Annotated in this window: 16 protein-coding genes; 10 read left to right on the top strand and 6 right to left on the bottom strand. The window is 63.5% G+C overall.

Translation table 11 applies throughout. The features are described from left to right. Window positions 1–209 precede the first annotated feature (209 nt). Window positions 210–1409, top strand: coding sequence for a serine/threonine-protein kinase (locus AC1Q6C_RS20225; protein ID WP_003940952.1), 1200 nt, complete (start codon window positions 210–212; stop codon window positions 1407–1409). Between the two features lie 9 nt (window positions 1410–1418). Here the strand turns inward: AC1Q6C_RS20225 and AC1Q6C_RS20220 are convergent, their stop codons facing one another. Together AC1Q6C_RS20220 and AC1Q6C_RS20215 are read right to left on the bottom strand one after the other, a co-directional pair. Further along, window positions 1419–2810, bottom strand: a complete 1392-nt coding sequence (locus AC1Q6C_RS20220; RefSeq protein ID WP_003940869.1) for an FAD-binding oxidoreductase — start codon at window positions 2808–2810, stop codon at window positions 1419–1421. After that, window positions 2807–3643, bottom strand: coding sequence for a class I SAM-dependent methyltransferase (locus tag AC1Q6C_RS20215; RefSeq protein WP_073512443.1), 837 nt, complete (start codon window positions 3641–3643; stop codon window positions 2807–2809). The genes AC1Q6C_RS20220 and AC1Q6C_RS20215 overlap by 4 nt, the downstream gene beginning before the upstream one ends. Before the next feature lie 135 nt (window positions 3644–3778). Here AC1Q6C_RS20215 and AC1Q6C_RS20210 point away from each other — a divergent pair, with 135 nt between their 5' ends. From AC1Q6C_RS20210 to AC1Q6C_RS20185, 6 genes are all read left to right on the top strand, one after another. Continuing rightward, window positions 3779–4456, top strand: coding sequence for a winged helix-turn-helix transcriptional regulator (locus tag AC1Q6C_RS20210; RefSeq protein WP_003940889.1), 678 nt, complete (start codon window positions 3779–3781; stop codon window positions 4454–4456). 110 nt (window positions 4457–4566) lie between these two features. After that, complete coding sequence (locus AC1Q6C_RS20205; RefSeq protein WP_003940687.1) at window positions 4567–5151, top strand: M15 family metallopeptidase; 585 nt, start codon at window positions 4567–4569, stop codon at window positions 5149–5151. 2 nt (window positions 5152–5153) lie between these two features. Then, window positions 5154–5795, top strand: coding sequence for a phosphatase PAP2 family protein (locus tag AC1Q6C_RS20200; protein ID WP_042449719.1), 642 nt, complete (start codon window positions 5154–5156; stop codon window positions 5793–5795). Between the two features lie 75 nt (window positions 5796–5870). Continuing rightward, window positions 5871–6569 carry a response regulator transcription factor gene (locus tag AC1Q6C_RS20195; RefSeq protein ID WP_492666746.1) on the top strand — a complete coding sequence of 233 codons (699 nt, stop codon included), beginning with the start codon at window positions 5871–5873 and terminating at the stop codon, window positions 6567–6569. Beyond that, the gene (locus AC1Q6C_RS20190; RefSeq protein ID WP_492666745.1) at window positions 6566–7960 is read left to right on the top strand and encodes a sensor histidine kinase; all 1395 of its coding nucleotides are present in this window, start codon (window positions 6566–6568) and stop codon (window positions 7958–7960) included. Before AC1Q6C_RS20195 ends, AC1Q6C_RS20190 begins: the two co-directional genes overlap by 4 nt. A 188-nt stretch (window positions 7961–8148) precedes the next feature. Further along, entirely contained in the window at window positions 8149–9357 is a 1209-nt protein-coding gene (locus AC1Q6C_RS20185; protein WP_030535124.1) for an MFS transporter, read from the top strand. On the opposite strand, the gene AC1Q6C_RS20180 is transcribed toward AC1Q6C_RS20185, so the two are convergent. From AC1Q6C_RS20180 to AC1Q6C_RS20170, 3 genes are read right to left on the bottom strand one after another with little or no spacing between them, the layout of a single operon-like run. Beyond that, window positions 9354–10808, bottom strand: coding sequence for an MFS transporter (locus AC1Q6C_RS20180; protein ID WP_118602504.1), 1455 nt, complete (start codon window positions 10806–10808; stop codon window positions 9354–9356). The two genes, AC1Q6C_RS20185 and AC1Q6C_RS20180, sit on opposite strands and share 4 nt — an antisense overlap. A gap of 49 nt (window positions 10809–10857) precedes the next feature. Continuing rightward, window positions 10858–11517 (bottom strand): response regulator, encoded by a 660-nt coding sequence (locus AC1Q6C_RS20175; protein ID WP_003940972.1) that lies wholly within the window; start codon window positions 11515–11517, stop codon window positions 10858–10860. Then, window positions 11514–12794 carry an ATP-binding protein gene (locus AC1Q6C_RS20170; protein WP_037125680.1) on the bottom strand — a complete coding sequence of 427 codons (1281 nt, stop codon included), beginning with the start codon at window positions 12792–12794 and terminating at the stop codon, window positions 11514–11516. Before AC1Q6C_RS20170 ends, AC1Q6C_RS20175 begins: the two co-directional genes overlap by 4 nt. 236 nt (window positions 12795–13030) lie before the next feature. Between AC1Q6C_RS20170 and AC1Q6C_RS20165 the strand changes: the two genes are divergently transcribed. Both AC1Q6C_RS20165 and AC1Q6C_RS20160 read left to right on the top strand, forming a co-directional pair. Next, complete coding sequence (locus tag AC1Q6C_RS20165; RefSeq protein ID WP_161120810.1) at window positions 13031–14416, top strand: PspC domain-containing protein; 1386 nt, start codon at window positions 13031–13033, stop codon at window positions 14414–14416. Beyond that, a complete protein-coding gene (locus tag AC1Q6C_RS20160) occupies window positions 14413–14646 on the top strand; it encodes a hypothetical protein (protein WP_003940832.1) in 234 nt (77 codons plus the stop codon). Before AC1Q6C_RS20165 ends, AC1Q6C_RS20160 begins: the two co-directional genes overlap by 4 nt. A 53-nt stretch (window positions 14647–14699) precedes the next feature. Here the strand turns inward: AC1Q6C_RS20160 and guaA are convergent, their stop codons facing one another. Continuing rightward, window positions 14700–16271 (bottom strand): glutamine-hydrolyzing GMP synthase, encoded by a 1572-nt coding sequence (guaA, locus tag AC1Q6C_RS20155; protein ID WP_007727510.1) that lies wholly within the window; start codon window positions 16269–16271, stop codon window positions 14700–14702. Window positions 16272–16638: 367 nt separating this feature from the next. On the opposite strand from guaA, the gene AC1Q6C_RS20150 reads away from it, so the two are divergent. Beyond that, window positions 16639–18405, top strand: coding sequence for an Ig-like domain-containing protein (locus AC1Q6C_RS20150; RefSeq protein ID WP_492666744.1), 1767 nt, complete (start codon window positions 16639–16641; stop codon window positions 18403–18405). Window positions 18406–18433 lie beyond the last annotated feature (28 nt).

Raw genomic sequence — 18433 nt, 5'->3', positions numbered from 1 at the left:
CGGAAAAACTCACTCGGCAGCAATCCATAACCAGCCGGCAAACCGCGGGGAAGTCGGGTCTGACATGCATCCAACGAACAGCAATTTCGAACATATTTTCGAACTGTTTTCAGTAAACCGTGTCACCCCCGACACGTCAAGCAGAGCAAAAAACCCAGTTCACAGGAGCCTCGAGCGTCACAGTGGCATCAATCCATTAACCTTGAGATGTGACAGCTCAGGAGCAGACCGGGAGGGGCATCGGGCCCGAATACCTGCTGGCGGGGCGGTACCGACTCCGCTCCAAGATCGGCGACGGAGGCATGGGCGCCGTCTGGCTGGCCCGCGACACCCTCCTCAGCCGTGACGTCGCGGTGAAACAGGTCACAAGCACGGAAGGCCTCGACACCGAAACGGCCGAAGAGGTCCGTGAACGTACATTGCGCGAAGGCAGGAACGCCGCAAAGCTCACCCACCCCCACTCCATCGCCATGTACGACGTCGCGATCGAGTCCGGTGAACCGTGGTTGGTCATGGAGTACTTCCCCGCCCGCAGCCTCGCCCAGGCGATGAACCTGGCCGACACGTTGCCACCGCTGGAGGTCGCGCAGATCGGCGCGCAGATCGCTGCGGCGCTCACCGAGGCGCACGCCGCCGGCATCGTCCACCGCGACATCAAGCCCGGCAACATCCTGATCGCCGACCGAGGCAAGTCTCTCGGCACCGTCAAGATCAGTGACTTCGGCATCGCCCGCGCAAAGAGCGACGTATCCGACACCCAGGACGAGGTCATCACCGGCACTCCCGCGTACTTTGCACCCGAAGTTGCCCGCGGCGACGATCCCACCGAGGCCAGTGACGTCTTCTCACTCGGGTCGACGCTCTACACGGTGATCGAGGGTCAACCGCCCTTCGGCATCGACTCGGACGCCATCGCTCTACTGCATCGTGTCGCCAAGGCCGAGATCTACCGACCCACCAAGTCCGGACCGCTCACCGACGTTCTCCTTCAGCTCCTCGAGCCGGACCCCACCCGTCGGCCGACGATGGCTCAGGCACGCGACGCGCTCGCTGCAGCCGCGACGGGCGGTGGCACGATCGAGCAGTTGATCGACGCTCCCGTCTACTCGTCCGAAGGCGCCGTGCCGGCGTGGGCTCACCGCACCACACAACTCGCCGACCCACACCGCCGCAATCGCCTGACCGGCTCCACGATCACCGGACTGCCTGCAGTGCAACAGAACACGCCACTGCGGAACGTTCCCAGCCCCATGGACATGTTCTCCTGGCCGCCGCGGATACCGACCGGCCCCGCCGATGCCAGCACCCGCGACAAGGTAGTGGCTTGGGCTCCCCTCGCCATGACAGGCATGGTTGCCGTCATCATCTTGGCCGCACTGATCGTCGTCATCCTGGTGTTCACGGCCTGACCGGACGCTCTACGCGGGCAGAATGTTTGCGTTGAGGTGAAACACGTTGTCCGGGTCGTACTTCGCCTTGACGGCGGACAATCGCGCGTACTTCGCCGCACCGTAGGACGCTCGCACTCGGTCCTCGTCGACATCGGTCATGAAGTTGACGTACCCGCCTTGATTGGACGAGAAAGGACGCAAGGCTTCCCAGGTCTCACGCACCCACGATCGATCCAATTCCAGTGTCCCGGCATCGGTGGCCGTAGCCGTCATGTTGCACACGTAATGTGGTGTGCGAGAACCACCGAACGCAGTGTCGTCCTCGCCGACGGAGGTGAAAGCTCCCTGCAGCGGAAAGATCGGCATGAAGGACATCGGCGACGATTTCTTGCCCGCTTGCTCGGTCAGAACATCGATCACGTCGTCGGAGAAATCCACCAGGTCCAAGGCCTTCTCATAGGCGTATGCACCCCATGGTTCCGATTCGTCGAGCATCGACTGTAAACCGATGTACGGGAGCGGGGTGACGAACTCGAACAGCGTCGGCACGCCCTCTCGAATCGGCGCAATCGCGTTCGAGTGTTCCTCTTCCGATCCGAAACCGGCTACCAGCAACGCGTATCCGGGCAGCAGGTGAAACTGATCCGGAACAAACGGTGCCGGAGGCGCGGACAAACCGACGGCAACCATCGCTCCGGCATTTCTCGGCAGGGCAGGCACCACTTCGCGGCACAGACGAAGCGCTGCGGGTCCGTCCTCCATCCCCCAGAAGAACAGTCCCAGATGCACTTCCGGACCGATCTCGCTCAGACGGTACTCGAACTCGGTGACCACTCCGAAGTTTCCGCCGCCGCCGCGCAGCGCCCAGAACAAGTCGCTGTGATCGTTCTCGGAGGCCCGCACGATCGAACCGTCGGCGAGCACCACCTCTGCCGACACCAGATTGTCGATCGCCAGGCCGAGCGTGCGCGTCAACCACCCCATGCCGCCGCCGAGGGTCAGGCCACCGACGCCGGTATCACTGATCACTCCACCGGTCACTGCCAATCCGTGTTCCTGCGTCGCGGCGTCGAGGTCGGCAATCGTCGCACCACCACCGACCCTGGCTCGCTTCGCGGACGGGGCGACACTGACTACGTTGATCGCACTGAGATCGATCATCACACCGCCTTCACACACCGAGGTACCTCGGTAGGAATGCCCACCACCTCTGACCGAGACCTCCAACGAATGGGCTCTGGCAAATGCAAGTGCCACAGACACATCCGACGCCGACCGGCACCTGGCGATCACCGCCGGACGATGATCGATCTGCCCGTTCCAGATCGACCTGGCGTCGTCGTACTCCGGATCTCGGGGGCTGAACACAGAACCCGTGATCGCCGATTTCAGTGGCGCGAACTCGACCGTCGTCATCATGCACCGCCCTCGTCGGGTGTCGCGGTGAGAAGCAGGTATTCCCACTCCATCACGAACGGCTCGCTTCCGCTGCCGTAGTTCTTTGCCAACTCGAGCAGATCGCGATCGAGCGCCTGTGTGCGGTCAGGATCGTCGGCGATGTTCCGGTACACCGCGATGGTCGGGCCGTAATTCTTCTTGAAGAAATCGCGGAAATCTTCCGGCCCGCTGAATGTGTCCACACGAAGTACGTCTTTCCTTGCGGCAACATCGCCGAGCAGATCACGAACATGGTTCTCGTCGCCCCACAAAGGCGCCGGCTGCGAACCAGGAGGCGGGGGCGGTGCATACGGCTTCATCGTTTTGAACATCTCGCCGATGAACCCCGTCGGAGTCCAACTCAGCACTCCGATCTTTCCGCCGGGTCGGCATACTCGCAAAAGTTCGTCCGCGGCGCGCTGATGATGCGGGGCAAACATCACACCGACGCACGAGAGCACTACGTCGAACTCGTTGTCGCCGAACGGAAGAGCCTCGGCATCGGCCTCCTGCCAATCGAGTTCGACACCCGCGAGCGCCGCGGCCTCCCGTCCTGCCACGAACAGTTCGGGAGCCAGGTCGGTGGCGATCACCTGCGCACCCAGCGCAGCCGCCGGAATGGCGGCGTTGCCGGACCCCGCCGCGACGTCGAGCACCCGATCTCCTTTCTGCACGCCGCATTCACGCACCAATACAGGTCCGAGTTCCGCGATGACCTGCGTCGCCACCGCCGGATAGTTACCGAGCCCCCACATTGCCCGGTGCTTGGCCTTCAGCTCCCGGTCCAACCCGAGAGTCCCCGTTGATTCACTCATTACCGTTCTCCTTCAATAATTTTCGTACTCGGAGCCTGACAGCGTTCATGCCGTTACTCCGACGCTACGACGACGGTTCGCTCCTCTCCAGTACGAAATCTGTACCGGAGCACCCCGGAGGCCTACGATCGAGAGATGGGGTCCTCGTACCACCAGTTCTGCCCCGTCGCCAAGGCGATGGAGCTACTCGACGAGCGGTGGACACTGCTTCTCCTCCGCGAACTGATCATGGGAAGCGAACATTTCAACGATCTCCGCCGCGGGCTCCCGCGAATGTCACCGACTCTGCTCTCGACCCGGCTTCACCAACTCGCGGTCGCCGGCATCGTGGAGCGAGAAGAAACCGACTGTGTCGTCAGCTATCGTCTGACCGACGCCGGCCGCGAACTGCGCCCTGTGGTCGAAGCTCTCGGCATCTGGGGTACCAGGTGGATCGGTGAACTGGGCGACGAAGATCTGGATCCGAAGCTGCTGCTGTGGGACATGCATCGCCGCGTGGATCATTCCGTGGTGCCTGAAGGCAAGACCGTGGTGCACTTCGCATTCTCCGGAGTACGTGGACATTCGCGGAACTGGTGGCTCGTCATCAATTCCGGTGAGGTGGACATGTGCGATATCGATCCGGGTTTCGACGTTGCAGTGTCGGTCTCTGCGGGCTTGCGACAGATGACCGAGATCTGGCGAGGTAACCTGACCTGGTCGGACGCCATACGGTCCGGTGACGTCACCATTTCTGGGCCTACTGCGTTGCGTCGTAGCTTGCCTTCGTGGTTCGAGCTGTCGACTTTCGCGTCGATCCCGCGCCCCGCGTAGCGCGCGCTCACCAGCCCCGTTCCGTCCTGTTACAGAGCTGTTGCAGACCGTGACACCGTCGACGAACGGTGACCACCTGCCGGTGACACTGACCGAGAAGTCTCTGTTGTATGCCCAGCCACCGCGGAATCATCCGCTTCGTCGCACTCGGTGCAGTCGTGCTCGGTGCGGTCGCGCTCAGCTCCTGCTCGTACACAGAAGAAGCACAACCGAAGAGCGGTAACTACCTTGCCACTCAGCCTGATTCAGGACCTTCAGGCGGCGAGATCGAGGACGGCATCAGCTTGCAGGACACTCATGTGCCCGCGCTTGCCCGTCTCGATTCCGCACTGCTCGCGGCGCTCCAGTCGGCAGCGGCCGACGCACAGGCATCCGGCGTGGACATGCACGTCACGTCGGGTTGGCGGTCCGCGGCATACCAACAGCGACTGTTCGACGAAGCCGTCGTCAAGTACGGCAGCGTGGACGAAGCGTCCAAGTGGGTGCACTCGCCGAGCCTGTCCAAGCATGTCAGTGGACAGGCCGTCGACATCGGACCGACCGACGCCGATGACTGGCTCATTCAGCACGGCAGCGATTACGGCCTCTGCCAGACCTACGCCAACGAGATGTGGCATTTCGAATTGGCAACCACTCCTGGCGGGGAATGCCCGCCACAACTGAGCAACCCCTCGGACGAGAGAGCGGAAGGCTGATCATGACACGAGTCAAGCCAGCGAGACTGATTGCCGCACTGGCAGTCTTGATCCTCGGAGTCGTCGAATTCGAATTGGCGGTCAACACGACCGGTGGTCAGATCGTCGACCAACAACTCATGGTGGGTGCGGCCACCTCCGAACGCCTCAGCGTGTTCTCCGCCGAGTTCATCGGCCTCGTCACCCCGATACTGATAGTGGGAGGAGTGCTCGTGGCGCTCATGATCACATTGCGCAACAACCCGATTGCGCTAGCTTTACGCGTCGTCGTCGTGACCCTCGGCCCCATCACGACGGCCTGGGTTCTCAAACAATCGCTGGATCGACCGGACCTGAACGGTCTGGTGATGCACAATTCCTTCCCCAGCGGCACTTTGACGGCCATAGCTGCTCTGGTCTGCGCGATCGTGATCGTCACGCCCTCGAGGTGGCGGGCGGTCGTTGCGGTCAACGGTGCGCTGATCACCATCGGAACCGCGATCTCGGTAGTCGTGCTGCAATGGCACCGCCCGAGCGACGTGATCGGTGCACTACTGCTCGTCGGCTGCTACACCCTCGCTGTGTCGGCATTTCCGTTGAACACCAGCGTCGCCCGGCATGCGGTGCTGGCAGACTCAGGCAACGAGCGACTCTCGCGAGTGTGACCCCTGTACCCTTGGCTGACCGAGATTTCTCCGACCGCAGAAGGCCCCTGATCATGGCGAGTCCAAGGTGAGCTCATGGTGAGCATTCTTTTCATAGAAGACGATCCAGCAGTGGCCGAGGCAATCACGTTGGGACTGAACCGACTCGGGCACGACGTCAGCCATCGCCCCGACGGTAACGGTGATTTCGACGACACCCTGGGTGCCACGGACCTCGTCCTACTCGACCTCGGGCTGCCGGGTGCCGACGGTTACGAGATCTGCCGACGTATCCGCACCCGAAGTTCGATCCCGATCATCATTCTGACCGCTCGGTCCGACGACATCGACACCGTCGCCGGCCTGGAAGCCGGTGCCGACGACTACGTCGTCAAACCGGCCAGTCCGCGCGTCCTCGACGCTCGTATCAAAGCCGTCGTGCGGCGCTCGGCACCGGCAACGACGCGCCCGGATGCGACGCCGGGTGCAGAGACGTTCGGCGACCTGGAATTGGATCGGTCGTCGCTGCAGGTCCGCAAGGCCGGGATGCTGCTGACCCTCACCCCGACCGAACTCCGACTGATCCTGGCGCTGACCGAGAACCCCGGACAGGTCCTGAGCCGCCGACAGTTGTTGTCCGCAGCCTGGGACCAGGAGTATCTGGGTGATTCCAGAATCGTCGATGCAGCAGTGCAGCGGCTGCGCGGAAAGATCGAGGACGACCCGGCCGCGCCGACCGTCATCGAAACGGTGCGCGGGTTCGGGTATCGCTTCAACACCAGCCCAGCCCGATGAGACCGACCTGGCTTCAGGTCGACGGTCTGCGAACCAGGCTCGTGCTCGTGTTCATCGCAATCGTCGTGATCATCGCCGGGGCAACCGCGGGTGTCGTCTCGTTCATGGCGCGGTCGTGGATCTATTCCAACGCTCAGGATGTCGCGACCGCACAATTTCGCGACGAACTGCAATACGTCAACGGAACACCGGTAGAGGAGTTGACGCCTGCCAACCTCCAACAGATCTTCCAGTCCGACATGACGCTGATCGTCGACGGCGAAGTCATCCGTCAAGGATCCGTGGATGCGGCGACCATTCCGCCCAGCTTCGACGAAGGTTTGGACAGTCCGAAGCTGATCCGTTTCGAGAGGCTCGACTCCCAGCGCATCATGTTGGGAATGTCCGTCAATGTCGTGGACATGAGCGCGGACGACAGCTACGACAACGAGACATTGGTCAAAGCCGTCACCATCCGGCCGCTGGTAGGAGTGCAGGACAAGTTCGACGACCTGCTTCGAGCTGTCGGCCTCACCCTCGCCGCCGGTGTGTTGGTGAGCGGACTACTCGGGCTGTGGATCGCGTCGACGCTTGTCCGTCCGCTCAAACGCCTGGACAAGGCGGCCGCCCGCGCTGCCGACGGCGACCTCAGCGTCCGACTCCCCGAAGACGGAGTAGCCGAACTCGCCCAGGTCACAACAACGTTCAACAACATGGTCGCTCGCAACGAAGCGGTCATCCGAGGTCTGGAAGAATCGGAAGAGCAGTCGAGAAGGTTTGTCGCAGACGTCTCCCACGAGCTCCGGACGCCGCTCGCAGCACTGGTGCCGGTCAGTGAGATCCTCCGTGAAGAGATCCCCAATCTTCCGCCCGACGCCGCCGCTGCCGCGCGCATCGTGAGCAGTGAGATCGGCAAGCTCACTCGACTTGTCGAAGACCTCATCGAAATGTCTCGCCACGACTCTCAGCAAGCGCACCTCGTCCTCGACGACGTCGACCTCGTCGAATTGACCGAGCGCACACTCGAGAGCCGCGGATGGACAGACACCGTCGAACTGCGCGCACCCGAAAGTGTCAGCGCCAGAGTCGATTCGCGTCGGATCGACATTGTCGTCGCCAACCTCGTCGGCAATGCACTGCGCCACGGAGCGCCCCCGGTTCGCGTCGAGTTGAGCGTCGAATCCGGTTTCTCCGTCATCACCGTCGTCGACCACGGCCCCGGCATCTCACCCGAAGACCGGCAGGCGATCTTTCGGCGGTTCTACAAGGTCGACACCGCGCGCGGACGCAGCGAGGGCAGCGGACTCGGACTCTCGCTCGCCGTCGAGAACGTGCACCTGCACGGCGGCACCATCGGCGTCGACCAGGTGTATGGTCGCACGGTCTTCACGGTTCGCCTGCCCCGTCGCTGACCCCTTCCCGAGCGAACGTACCTTTCGGCGCACCCAAGGCGATCGTCGTACCGTTCGCTCGAAAAGGGGTGGGCACTTCGCACCCTGAACCGTCCGCGTTTGACCAAATAGTGGGATTCTGGTTTCAACATGTGAAACCACGCGAGTAGCGTCGGCATCGTCGAACAGCGTAGAGATCGGAGGGCACCATGACGCAGGCGTCGCGGCTGGAAAAGACGGCCGTCTCCCCGAAGGCGTGGACGATGCTCGGAATCGGCGTCGCAGCCCAGGCCGCAGGCACCGTCTTCGTCAGCACCCCCGCCTTTTTGATCCCGCTGCTGCATTCCGAGCACGGCCTCTCGTTGACGCAGGCCGGAACTCTGGCCGCTGCACCCACTTTCGGCATGGTTCTCACGCTGGTGGCGTGGGGAGCGATGGCTGACAGATTCGGCGAGAAATGGGTCATCTCCATCGGGCTCGGCCTGACGGCGATCGCCGCGCTGGCCGCGACCACCACCGACAACTACACCCTCCTCGGGATCGCATTTCTGCTGGGCGGAATGGCTGCGGCGAGCACCAACGCTGCCAGTGGACGTGTTGTGGTCGGCTGGTTTCCCAAGGATCGGCGCGGCCTCGCGATGGGAATCCGGCAGATGTCACAGCCCCTGGGCGTGACCATCGCGTCGCTGACCATCCCGACTCTCGCTGCTAACGTAGGAATCGGTTCGGCCGTCGGACTGTCGGTAGCTCTCAACGGCGTTCTCGCCCTGATCTGCGCCGTCGCATTGATCAATCCCCCGCGGCCGGCGGCGCGGCCCACAGACATCCCGGTCGAAACGGTAAATCCTTATCGCTCGAACTGGTTCCTGTGGCGCATTCACGTCGTCTCGGCACTGCTGGTGTTTCCGCAGTTCACCCTCTCGACATTCGGTCTGGTCTGGCTGATCAGCGAGCAAGGATGGGACGCTGCGCCCGCTGGGCTCCTGATCGGGATCTCCCAGTTCGTGGGTGCACTCGGACGCATCGTTGTCGGCATCTGGAGTGATCGCGCCGGAAGCAGAGTAGGCCCGCTGCGGTTGGTTGCCGTCTCCGCGTCTGCGGTCATGTTGGCAATGGCGGCAGCCGGCGCAGCGCCTTGGGGCGTTCCCGCCTTGATCCTGCTGCTGGCAACCACTATCAGCGTCGCCGACAACGGTTTGGCATTCACTTCCGTCGCCGAAGCTGCCGGGCCGAAATGGCAAGGAAAAGCATTGGGCGCACAGAACACCGGGCAGTTCATTGCCGCGTCAGCAGTGGGCCCGGTGGTCGGTGCGCTGATCGGCGCGGTCGGCTACCCGCTCGCCTTCGCGATAGTCGCGGCATTTCCCGCCGCAGCAATTCCCTTGGTGCCCAGCCGCGATCGCGACATCAGCGTCTAGTCCCTCATCGGATTCGGTTGCACTGCAGGTCCCGTCAGATCACAATGCGGCTTGCAGGCAACCGAATCCGCTTCCTGAACAGGCTCTACTGTCGGAGTTCGGATCAGCGTCGCGGCGATCGCTGCACCGATCAACAGCAGTGCCACACAGATGTACATCGCGTACCGGAACCCGTCGGAGAAACTCGTCGGATCGACCAGACTTTCGGCGTCGATACCCACAAGGGCAGGCAAGGCCGCGACGGCAAGCAGTTGGCTCGTGCGAGCAACGGCATTGTTCACACCGGATGCGATTCCGGACTGCTCCACCGGTACCGAACCAAGCACCGCGGCGGTCAACGGCGCGACCATCACCGCCAGGCCGAGCCCGAACACCAGAACTCCCGGCAGCACGACGGTCAGGTACGACGCATCCGGGCCGATCCGCGTCATCAACACCAACCCCACCGCGGCAACGGCGGGCCCGACCGTCATCGGCAACCGCGGTCCGTGCGTCTGCGCGTAACTGCCCGCGCGCGAAGACAACAGCAGCAATGCCACGGTGATCGGTACCGTTGCGACGCCGGCAGCCACCGGCGAGTACCCGGCAACCAATTGCAGTTGCAGCACGAGCAGGAAGAACACACCGCCCAGCGCCGCATAGACCGCAAGGGTCACCAGATTAGCCGCGACGAACATCCGCGAGCGGAACAGGGACGGTGGCACAAGGGCACTCGGTGAGCGTCGTTCCACCACAACGAACAGGCAGAGCGCGATCACTCCGATCAGCCCGACTATCGGGTTGACCTCGATCAGCCCGTACGTCAGTGCGCCGAGACCGACTACTGCGCAGGCAGATCCGACCACGTCCAGGTGCTTGGGCGGATGCGGGTCGCGGCTCTCCGGTACATGGCGCACCGCTGCCCACACCACGACGATCGCCAGCGGGATATTGAGCAGGAATACCGATCGCCATCCCGCCACTTCCACCAGCCAACCACCGAAAAGCGGTCCGATGGCGCCGGCAACACCACCTAAACCCGACCACAATCCGATTGCCGCGCCGCGGTCCTCCTCACGAAGTGACGCGGAGATGATGGCAAGGCTGCCAGGTGTCAAGAGCGCAGCTCCCACTCCCTGCAGGATTCGTGCAATCACCAGAAACGTGATGTCCGGTGCAATTCCGCAGAGCAACGACGCGACCGCGAACCAGACCGTCCCCCACACGAATACCCGTCGCCGACCCCAACGATCACCGAGGGCTCCCCCGAGCAGAATCAGCGACGCCAAGGCCAAGGTGTAACCGCTGAGCGTCCACTGCAGTCCGGCGACACCGGAACCCAGTTCTTCACCGATGTGAGGAAGAGCAATGTTGACGACGGTGCCGTCGAGGAGAGCCATGCTCGAGCCGAGAACGGTGGCGGCGACAACCCAACGCCCACGCTTCGACGCGAGCGCCAGTGGTTCCGTCATCGGTCCATGGTGCGCCTTCGCACGCAATCGCGAAAGAGCGCGCGGGAATTCAGTCGATCTGGCGGCGATGTGCCCAACGCGTCAACGCATTGCGATTGGACTGCTGAGTCTTTCGCAGGACGTTCGATGCGTGAGTCTCGACCGTCTTCACGGAAATCACCAGGTCCTCGGCGATTTCACGGTAGGTGTACCCACGTGCCAGCAATCTGAGCACTTCGAGTTCTCGCGGAGTCAGCGAGTCGAGTTCCGGATCGAGTTGCGGCTCGGGTGCGTTGGAACGCCCGGTGAAGGAGTCCAGTACGAAGCCTGCCAGGCGAGGCCCGAACACTGCGTCACCACCGGCAACGCGTCGTACACCCTCGGCCAGTTCGGATCCCGAGATCGTCTTGGTCACGTACCCGCGCGCACCGCCGCGGATCACCGCGATCACGTCCTCGGCCGCATCGGAAACGCTGAGCGCCAAGCACACCGGGCCGGAATCGATTCCGCGCAGAACTGCCACTCCACCACCGTCAGGCATGTGGACATCGAGCAGAACGACATGCGGTTTCGTCGAGTTGATACCCGCGATCGCCTCAGCGACGCCACCGGCTTCACCGACTACGTCCATGTCTGCCTCGCGCGAGAGTTCCGCCCTCACCCCGGAGCGGAACACTGCATGATCGTCGACAAGAAATACGCGGTACGGGGGCGGCGCAAGCGAAGTCACTGGGGCTGTTCCTCGGGGTTGTCGACACGGTCAGCAGTCTGGTCCCACTTTAGAGCAGAGTCACCGAGCGGCATGTGCACGCGGATCTCGGTGCCCTTTCCGATGTCGGATCGAACCACGACGCGGCCACCCCGTCGCTCGATGCGACCACGAATCGACTTGGCCAAACCCTGACGGTCCTCCGGCACCGCATTGACGTCGAATCCGACTCCGCGATCACGAACGAACACACTGACCTGGTCGCCCTCGACCTCGGCGAAAAGATTGATTTCCTTCTCCCCCGAGTGCTTTGCCGAGTTGACCAGAGCTTCACGCGTCGCACCGAGGAGCGCGGTGAACGCTTCCTTGGGCAGACCGTTCTCGACGCCTTCGCCTTCGAGTTGTACGTCGCCGACCGTGACGGGGCGGACCGTGACGCCATGCTGGTCCTCCACTTCACCGGCGATGATCTTCAGACCTTCGGTCAGGCTCGTGTGGTCGATATCCCCGCCGCTGAACAACCACTTGCGCAGCTCGCGTTCCTGACCACGGGCCAGGCGCGCCACCTCTTGCGGATTGTCGGACTGCTTCTGAATCAGCGCCAACGTCTGAAGTACGGAGTCGTGCAGATGCGAGGCGATCTCTTCACGTTCGTCGTTGCGAATTCGGGCCGCACGCTCGGCGCCGAGAGCCCTCCACATCCGCAGCCACAGCGGCACCGTCAACAATCCGACACCGATCAGCGTCACCACCACGGCCAGCAGGGACGAGCGCAGTGCTTCGAGGTCGACCTGAGCGAGGACGACGACGCCGAGACCCAAGATGATCAAGGTCGCTCCCCCGACCACCCGCGCCCACGTGAGAACGGTAGGCCGCTGCGGCAAGCCGATGACGGTCCGGGGACCGTCGGAGTCGAACTCGCGCCACACCAAAGCGGCACCGATCGCGACGACGAAGAACGGTGCGAGCACCGAACCCGCTGTGCCGCTGAACAGCCAGGACAACGCGGCTGCGCCGCCCAATCCGAGTGCGATCAATCCGTACGCCCGCTGCCGCTCGGCCGCGGACGGCTTCTGGGTGTCCGTGCCGGCTGAGGTGAAGATCCAGAGGGCGCCGTAAATCACGATGCCGGATCCGGCCATCGCCGCCAGAATCGCGAAGGCGACTCGAACCTTCAGGACGTCGATCCCGAGATGATCGGCGATACCGCCTGCAACACCGGCGACGATGCGACCGCCGGAGCGCCGCTCCAGCTTTCGCAATGGAACACCGCCTGGAATGGGCACACCCTTCTTCATGGGTACGGCATGCAACGGTACCCCGTTGACGGGCGGGCCTCCCGTGAACCCGGGAGCGGGACCGCTCACGAACGGCGGATCTGACAGATATTGCACATAGTCGATACTGGCACGAACCACTCGCAGTCACATCAGGGTCCAACCCTGAATCAGGGCGGCGCCCCTGGCCCCGATCGTCACAAAGATCAGGGTTGGCCCTGATGCGCGGAGGCCGCCCCGGAAGCCAGGATTGATTCATGAACAATCCGACTTTCCAAGAACAGATCCAGGATCTGTGGCGGACCCGCCCCGTGCGTCTGCCGGCACAAGGTCACGTGGCCGGGGTATGCGCCGGAATCGGATACCGGTACGGCATCGACCCCATTCTGGTACGTGTCGCGTTTGTGGCCTCCACTATTTTCGGCGGTTCAGGCATCCTTCTCTACCTCGCCGGGTGGTTGGTGCTCGCCCGCGCCGGTGACGGATCGTCCCCCGCACAGTCGCTGATGGGCCGCGGACACAGCTCCGATTCCAGTACCAAGACCATCGTCTTGTTGGTGGCTCTCGCCATCGCGGCTACGACCGTCGGGCCTGTCGGCGTCGGCCTGGGTGGTTCCGGTCTGATCGGGCTGATTCTGATGGTCGGAGGCCTGTGGCTGCTCTACCAACGAGCGCCGGTCCCGCCTGCGCTGCCGCAGAGCACGTCACCGTACGTCGGCGCGGGTACCGCGTATCCAGGCACGGGATTCACGCCCGGGCCGTTCACTCCCGGATACTTCGCACCCAATCAGCCGCCCGTGTACACGCCGTACACAAAACTCCCCGACACCTACGTGCCCGAGGAACGGCCGGCCGAACAGTCACCGCAATCTCAGGCCGATCATCCGACGATCAACCTGTCGAAGGACCCGAGCGCTTCAGCCGCCGCCAATCCGACCGAGGTGATCGGCGAGGCCGCCATCACACCGCCCTCCTGGGATCCGCTCGGTGTCGCTCCGTTCGCCTGGGATCTCCCGGACCCGGCAGTCAAAGCCACGCCGCTGCTGCCTTTGCCACCACGTAAGCGTCGCTCGCGATGGACGCTGACGGTGCTCGGACTCGCGATCATCGTCGCCGCCGTCACCGGGGCAGCGGGCGCGGCAACCGGCAACGAGTGGTTCACTCCCGGCCGAGTCGGTGCTGTCGGACTCGCCGTCATCGCGCTCGGCCTGATCCTCGGGGCATTCTTCCGCAAGGGGTACGGCCTGCTGGTCGTCACCGGACCGCTCGTGGGTTTCGTGCTTCTCTCCTCGTTGGTCTACCCGATCGATTTCGACGCCTCGGGTGAGCAAAGATGGACTCCGGCAACCGCTTCCGAATTGGATCCGTCGTACTCGGGAGCCTTCGGAAGCTTCACTCTCGACCTCAACGGGGTCAAGTTCACCGAGGACAAGACCATCGACGTCGCGGCGTCGTTCGGCGAGTTCGTCGTCATGGTGCCACCAACCGTCAACGTCAAGAACAGCTGCACCGTCGTCATGGGTGACGGATCCGGTTGCCTCGACGGCGGAGTACACCGGGGCCGCGAGGCGACACCGGATTCGCCCACACTGACCATCAACGCCAAAGCCACGTTCGGCAGTCTGAAGGTGACGCAATCATGAGCGAATACGACGAGACCACAGAGCACGACGAGACCCGAGAATCCAAGCGCCCCTCGGCACTTCTGCTGATCGCCGGACTGGCCGCACTTCTGGTCAGTGTGTGGGCGTTGGTCGGGCCGTTCTCCCTGGCGCCGGCAGCGAACATTCAATTCCGTTGGCTGTTCGTCGGTGCCGCCGTCGTGGCAGGACTACTGCTGGTGATTCTGCCGAATCGGCGCAACCGCAAGTAACTGCTGTGCGCCTTTATTAACCGCGGGGGGTTAATAAAGGCGCACAGTTGTTTTTACTCCCACTCGATAGTTCCCGGCGGCTTGCTCGTCACGTCGAGGACTACGCGGTTCACGTCCGCAACCTCGTTGGTGATTCGAGTCGAGATGCGCTCGAGGGTCTCGTACGGCAGACGCGTCCAGTCCGCGGTCATCGCGTCTTCACTCGAGACCGGACGCAGCACGATCGGATGACCGTACGTCCGGCCGTCACCCTGCACGCCCACGCTTCGGACGTCGGCAAGGAGAACGACCGGGCACTGCCAGATGGTTCCGTCCAAGCCTGCAGACGTAAGCTCTTCGCGCGCAATGGAATCTGCCTGACGCAGGATCTCGAGGCGATCGCGGGTGACCTCACCGATGATGCGGATACCGAGTCCGGGACCGGGGAACGGCTGGCGTCCGACGATCTCTTCGGGCAGGCCGAGTTCGCGGCCCACTGCACGGACCTCGTCCTTGAACAGCAGACGCAACGGTTCGACCAACTTGAACTGCAGGTCTTCCGGCAGCCCGCCGACATTGTGGTGGCTCTTGATGTTTGCAGTTCCCGTGCCGCCGCCCGACTCCACGACGTCCGGGTAGAGCGTGCCCTGGACGAGGAAGTCGACGGTCGCACCATGAGATGCGTTCTCGCCCAGAACATCACTGACTGCGCCTTCGAAGCTGCGGATGAACTCGCGCCCGATGATCTTGCGCTTGGTCTCGGGATCGGTGACGCCTGCCAGCTCACCGATGAAGGTGTCCGCGGCATCCACGGTGATCAGACGAGCGCCGGTTGCCGCGACAAAATCCTGCTCGACCTGCGTGCGCTCACCGGCTCGCATCAAACCGTGATCGACGAAGACGCATGTCAACCGGTCGCCGATTGCGCGCTGAACCAAAGCCGCAGCGACAGCGGAGTCGACGCCACCGGACAGACCGCAGATGGCGTGTCCGTCTCCGACCTGCTCGCGAACCTGCTCGATCAGCGCATCGGCGATGTTCGACGCCGTCCACGCTGCCGGAATACCGGCAATCTCGTGCAGGAAGCGGCTCAGGACCTGCTGACCGTGCGGGGAATGCAGAACCTCAGGGTGGTACTGCACACCGGCGAGCTTGCGGGCGCGGTCCTCGAACGCCGCGACGGGAGCACCGTCGCTGGTCGCGGTCACCTCGAAGCCGGAAGGCGCTTCGGTGACGGCGTCACCGTGGCTCATCCATACCGGCTGCGTCGAGGGAAGACCGTCGTGGAGCAATCCGCCGGATACCGCGATGTCGGTACGGCCGTATTCGCGGGTACCGGTCTCGGCGACGGTGCCGCCCAGGGCGCCTGCCATTGCCTGGAATCCGTAGCAGATTCCGAAAACCGGAATGTCGTGATCGAACAGTGCGGGATCAAGCTTGGGAGCACCGTCTGCGTAGACACTCGAGGGCCCACCCGAGAGCACAACAGCCAAGGGGTTCTTGGCCACGATCTCCTCGACGGTCGTGGTGTGCGGAATCACCTCCGAGTAGACCTTGGCTTCGCGAACTCGCCGTGCGATCAACTGCGCGTACTGCGCCCCGAAGTCGACGACAAGAACTGGTCTCTGCTGCTCGATATCTGCCACAGGTGCAGTCTAATCGCCGCAGCCAGCGCTTCTGCGCATGCATGGACTCAGCCCGCTACTCGGCCGAGCGAGCGCGAGGTACGTCACTACAAAGGCCGCCCCTCAGAACTGCGCGGCGACCTCGCGCGGATCTAGACCACCGTCCAGGTCAACGGCGCCCCAATCACCCGCACCTTAGCTTCGGCAATCAATTCGGCAGCATCATCGCAGGCCAGAGCCCGAAATGGACGAAGGGTGAATTTTCTGGACGTTTGACCGATTCGCCTGAACCAAACGTCCAGTAAAGGTAATCTCGCCCGTCAAGTGATCAGGATCACGATCGCAAACGGCCGGCGCCGCCGAACGGCGCTCACCTCGAGGAGGACCTGTGCGTCGATTCATACGACGACTCGCCATACCTGTCGCAGCTGTGACGGCTGCCGCCGGACTTCTAGTCCTCGGCACTCCGGCCACTGCTGACGAAGCCCCGCCGACCACTTTCACCGGCACGACCGACAACCTGATCTTCACGAAGAGTGTCATCGGGAACGCGGCAGTTCACCCAGGCGACACCGTCACGTACAAGACCGAGATCAAGCACAACGAAAGCGGCATCGAACGGTCGATCGCAAAGATCCGTGACATCCCGCCCGCAGGATTCGTCCTCGTGCCGGGCAGCGCCAAGGCCACCTACCTGGGTGTGACCAACCGGGCCACGATCAGCAACGAATCAGACGGCGGAGTCTCCGCGAAGTGCTCGAGCGGCTGCACCTTCCTGGTCGGTGGATTCGTCGTCAAGAAGAACCAACCCGTCACGCTGGAAGCGACCTACACGGTCCCCGTCGGCACAGCATTCGGGACGTACGACAGCGGCATGCTCTTCGACGTCAACGCCTTCAGCACACAGCAGGGCCTCAACCCCATCAACGTCAACGTCCAGGTAGTCGACCCGTCTGTCGCCACCGGAACCACACTGGTTGCACCGGCAACGGCGAAGGTCGGCACGCCGGTCGACCTGACCGCGACAGTTGCGCCGTCCGACGCGAGCGGCACCGTCCAGTTCAAGGACGGCGGCAACGACATCGGCTCACCGGTCCCGGTCTCGGGCGGTAGCGCCACCCTCTCCCACACCTTCGACAGCGTCGGCGCCCACGACATCACCGCCGCGTACAACGCCGGTCCGGGATTCCACAGCTCGACCTCCGGAGTCCAGACCGTCGACGTCTCCGCGGACACCACCACGATCTCGGCCCCGAACGCCGCGCTGGTAGGTGACAGCATCACCGTGAGCGCTGTCGTCACACCGGCAAACGCCGTGGGCACGGTGCAGTTCAAAGACGGCGAGACCAACCTCGGCGCACCGGTGGCTGTAGTCAACGGAACGGCTTCCCTGACCCGCAGCTACGACGCTTCGGGTACCCACAGCTTCACCGCAGTGTTCACCGGCGAGGCCGGTTACGGCGATTCCGTCTCCACCGCAACCCAACTCGACGTCAGCGATCCCGACTGGGGAACCACGACCACCGTTGTCGAACCACTCACCGCTGTTGTCGGTGAACCGACCAACCTCTCGGCCACCGTCTCCCCCATCCCGAGCAGCGGAACCGTGACGTTCAAGGTCGACGGCGCCGAGGTCGGTACCGCACCGGTCGGCACGGGTGACGGCGTCGCGATCCTCCCGCACACCTTCGCATCAGCGGGCGCTGCAGCCGTGACGGCAGAGTTCTCCGGCGGAACCGGATTCATCGGCTCCACGTCCACGTCGTTCACTGTGAACGTCACCGATCCCGAACCCGCCCGCGCCGACACCACGACGTCTCTGACCGTCAGCGGCTCGGCTCAGGTCGGAAAGGCATTGCAGCTCAAGGCCACCGTCGCACCCGGAACAGCAAACGGAATGATCCAGTTCAAGTCCGGCACGACGCCCATCGGCGTACCCGTTGCCGTCGTCAACGGCGTCGCGACACTCACGCACACCTTCGACGACGAGGGAACGTTCGGCCTCACTGCCAACTTCGTCGGCGACGCCGGTTGGAAGAACTCCGTCTCCGGCCCGACGGTCGTGCAGGTCGGCACCGCACCGACCGACGGCGGCGGCACCGGAAGCGTGGACACCGGTTCGCTCAGCGGCCTCATCCCGCTCTTCGGAAGCTAGTCCCCCACATCAGCTTTGGACACCACTC

Source organism: Rhodococcus sp. MT28, assembly GCF_058792695.1.
This window is presented reverse-complemented; position numbering and strand designations above follow the sequence as displayed.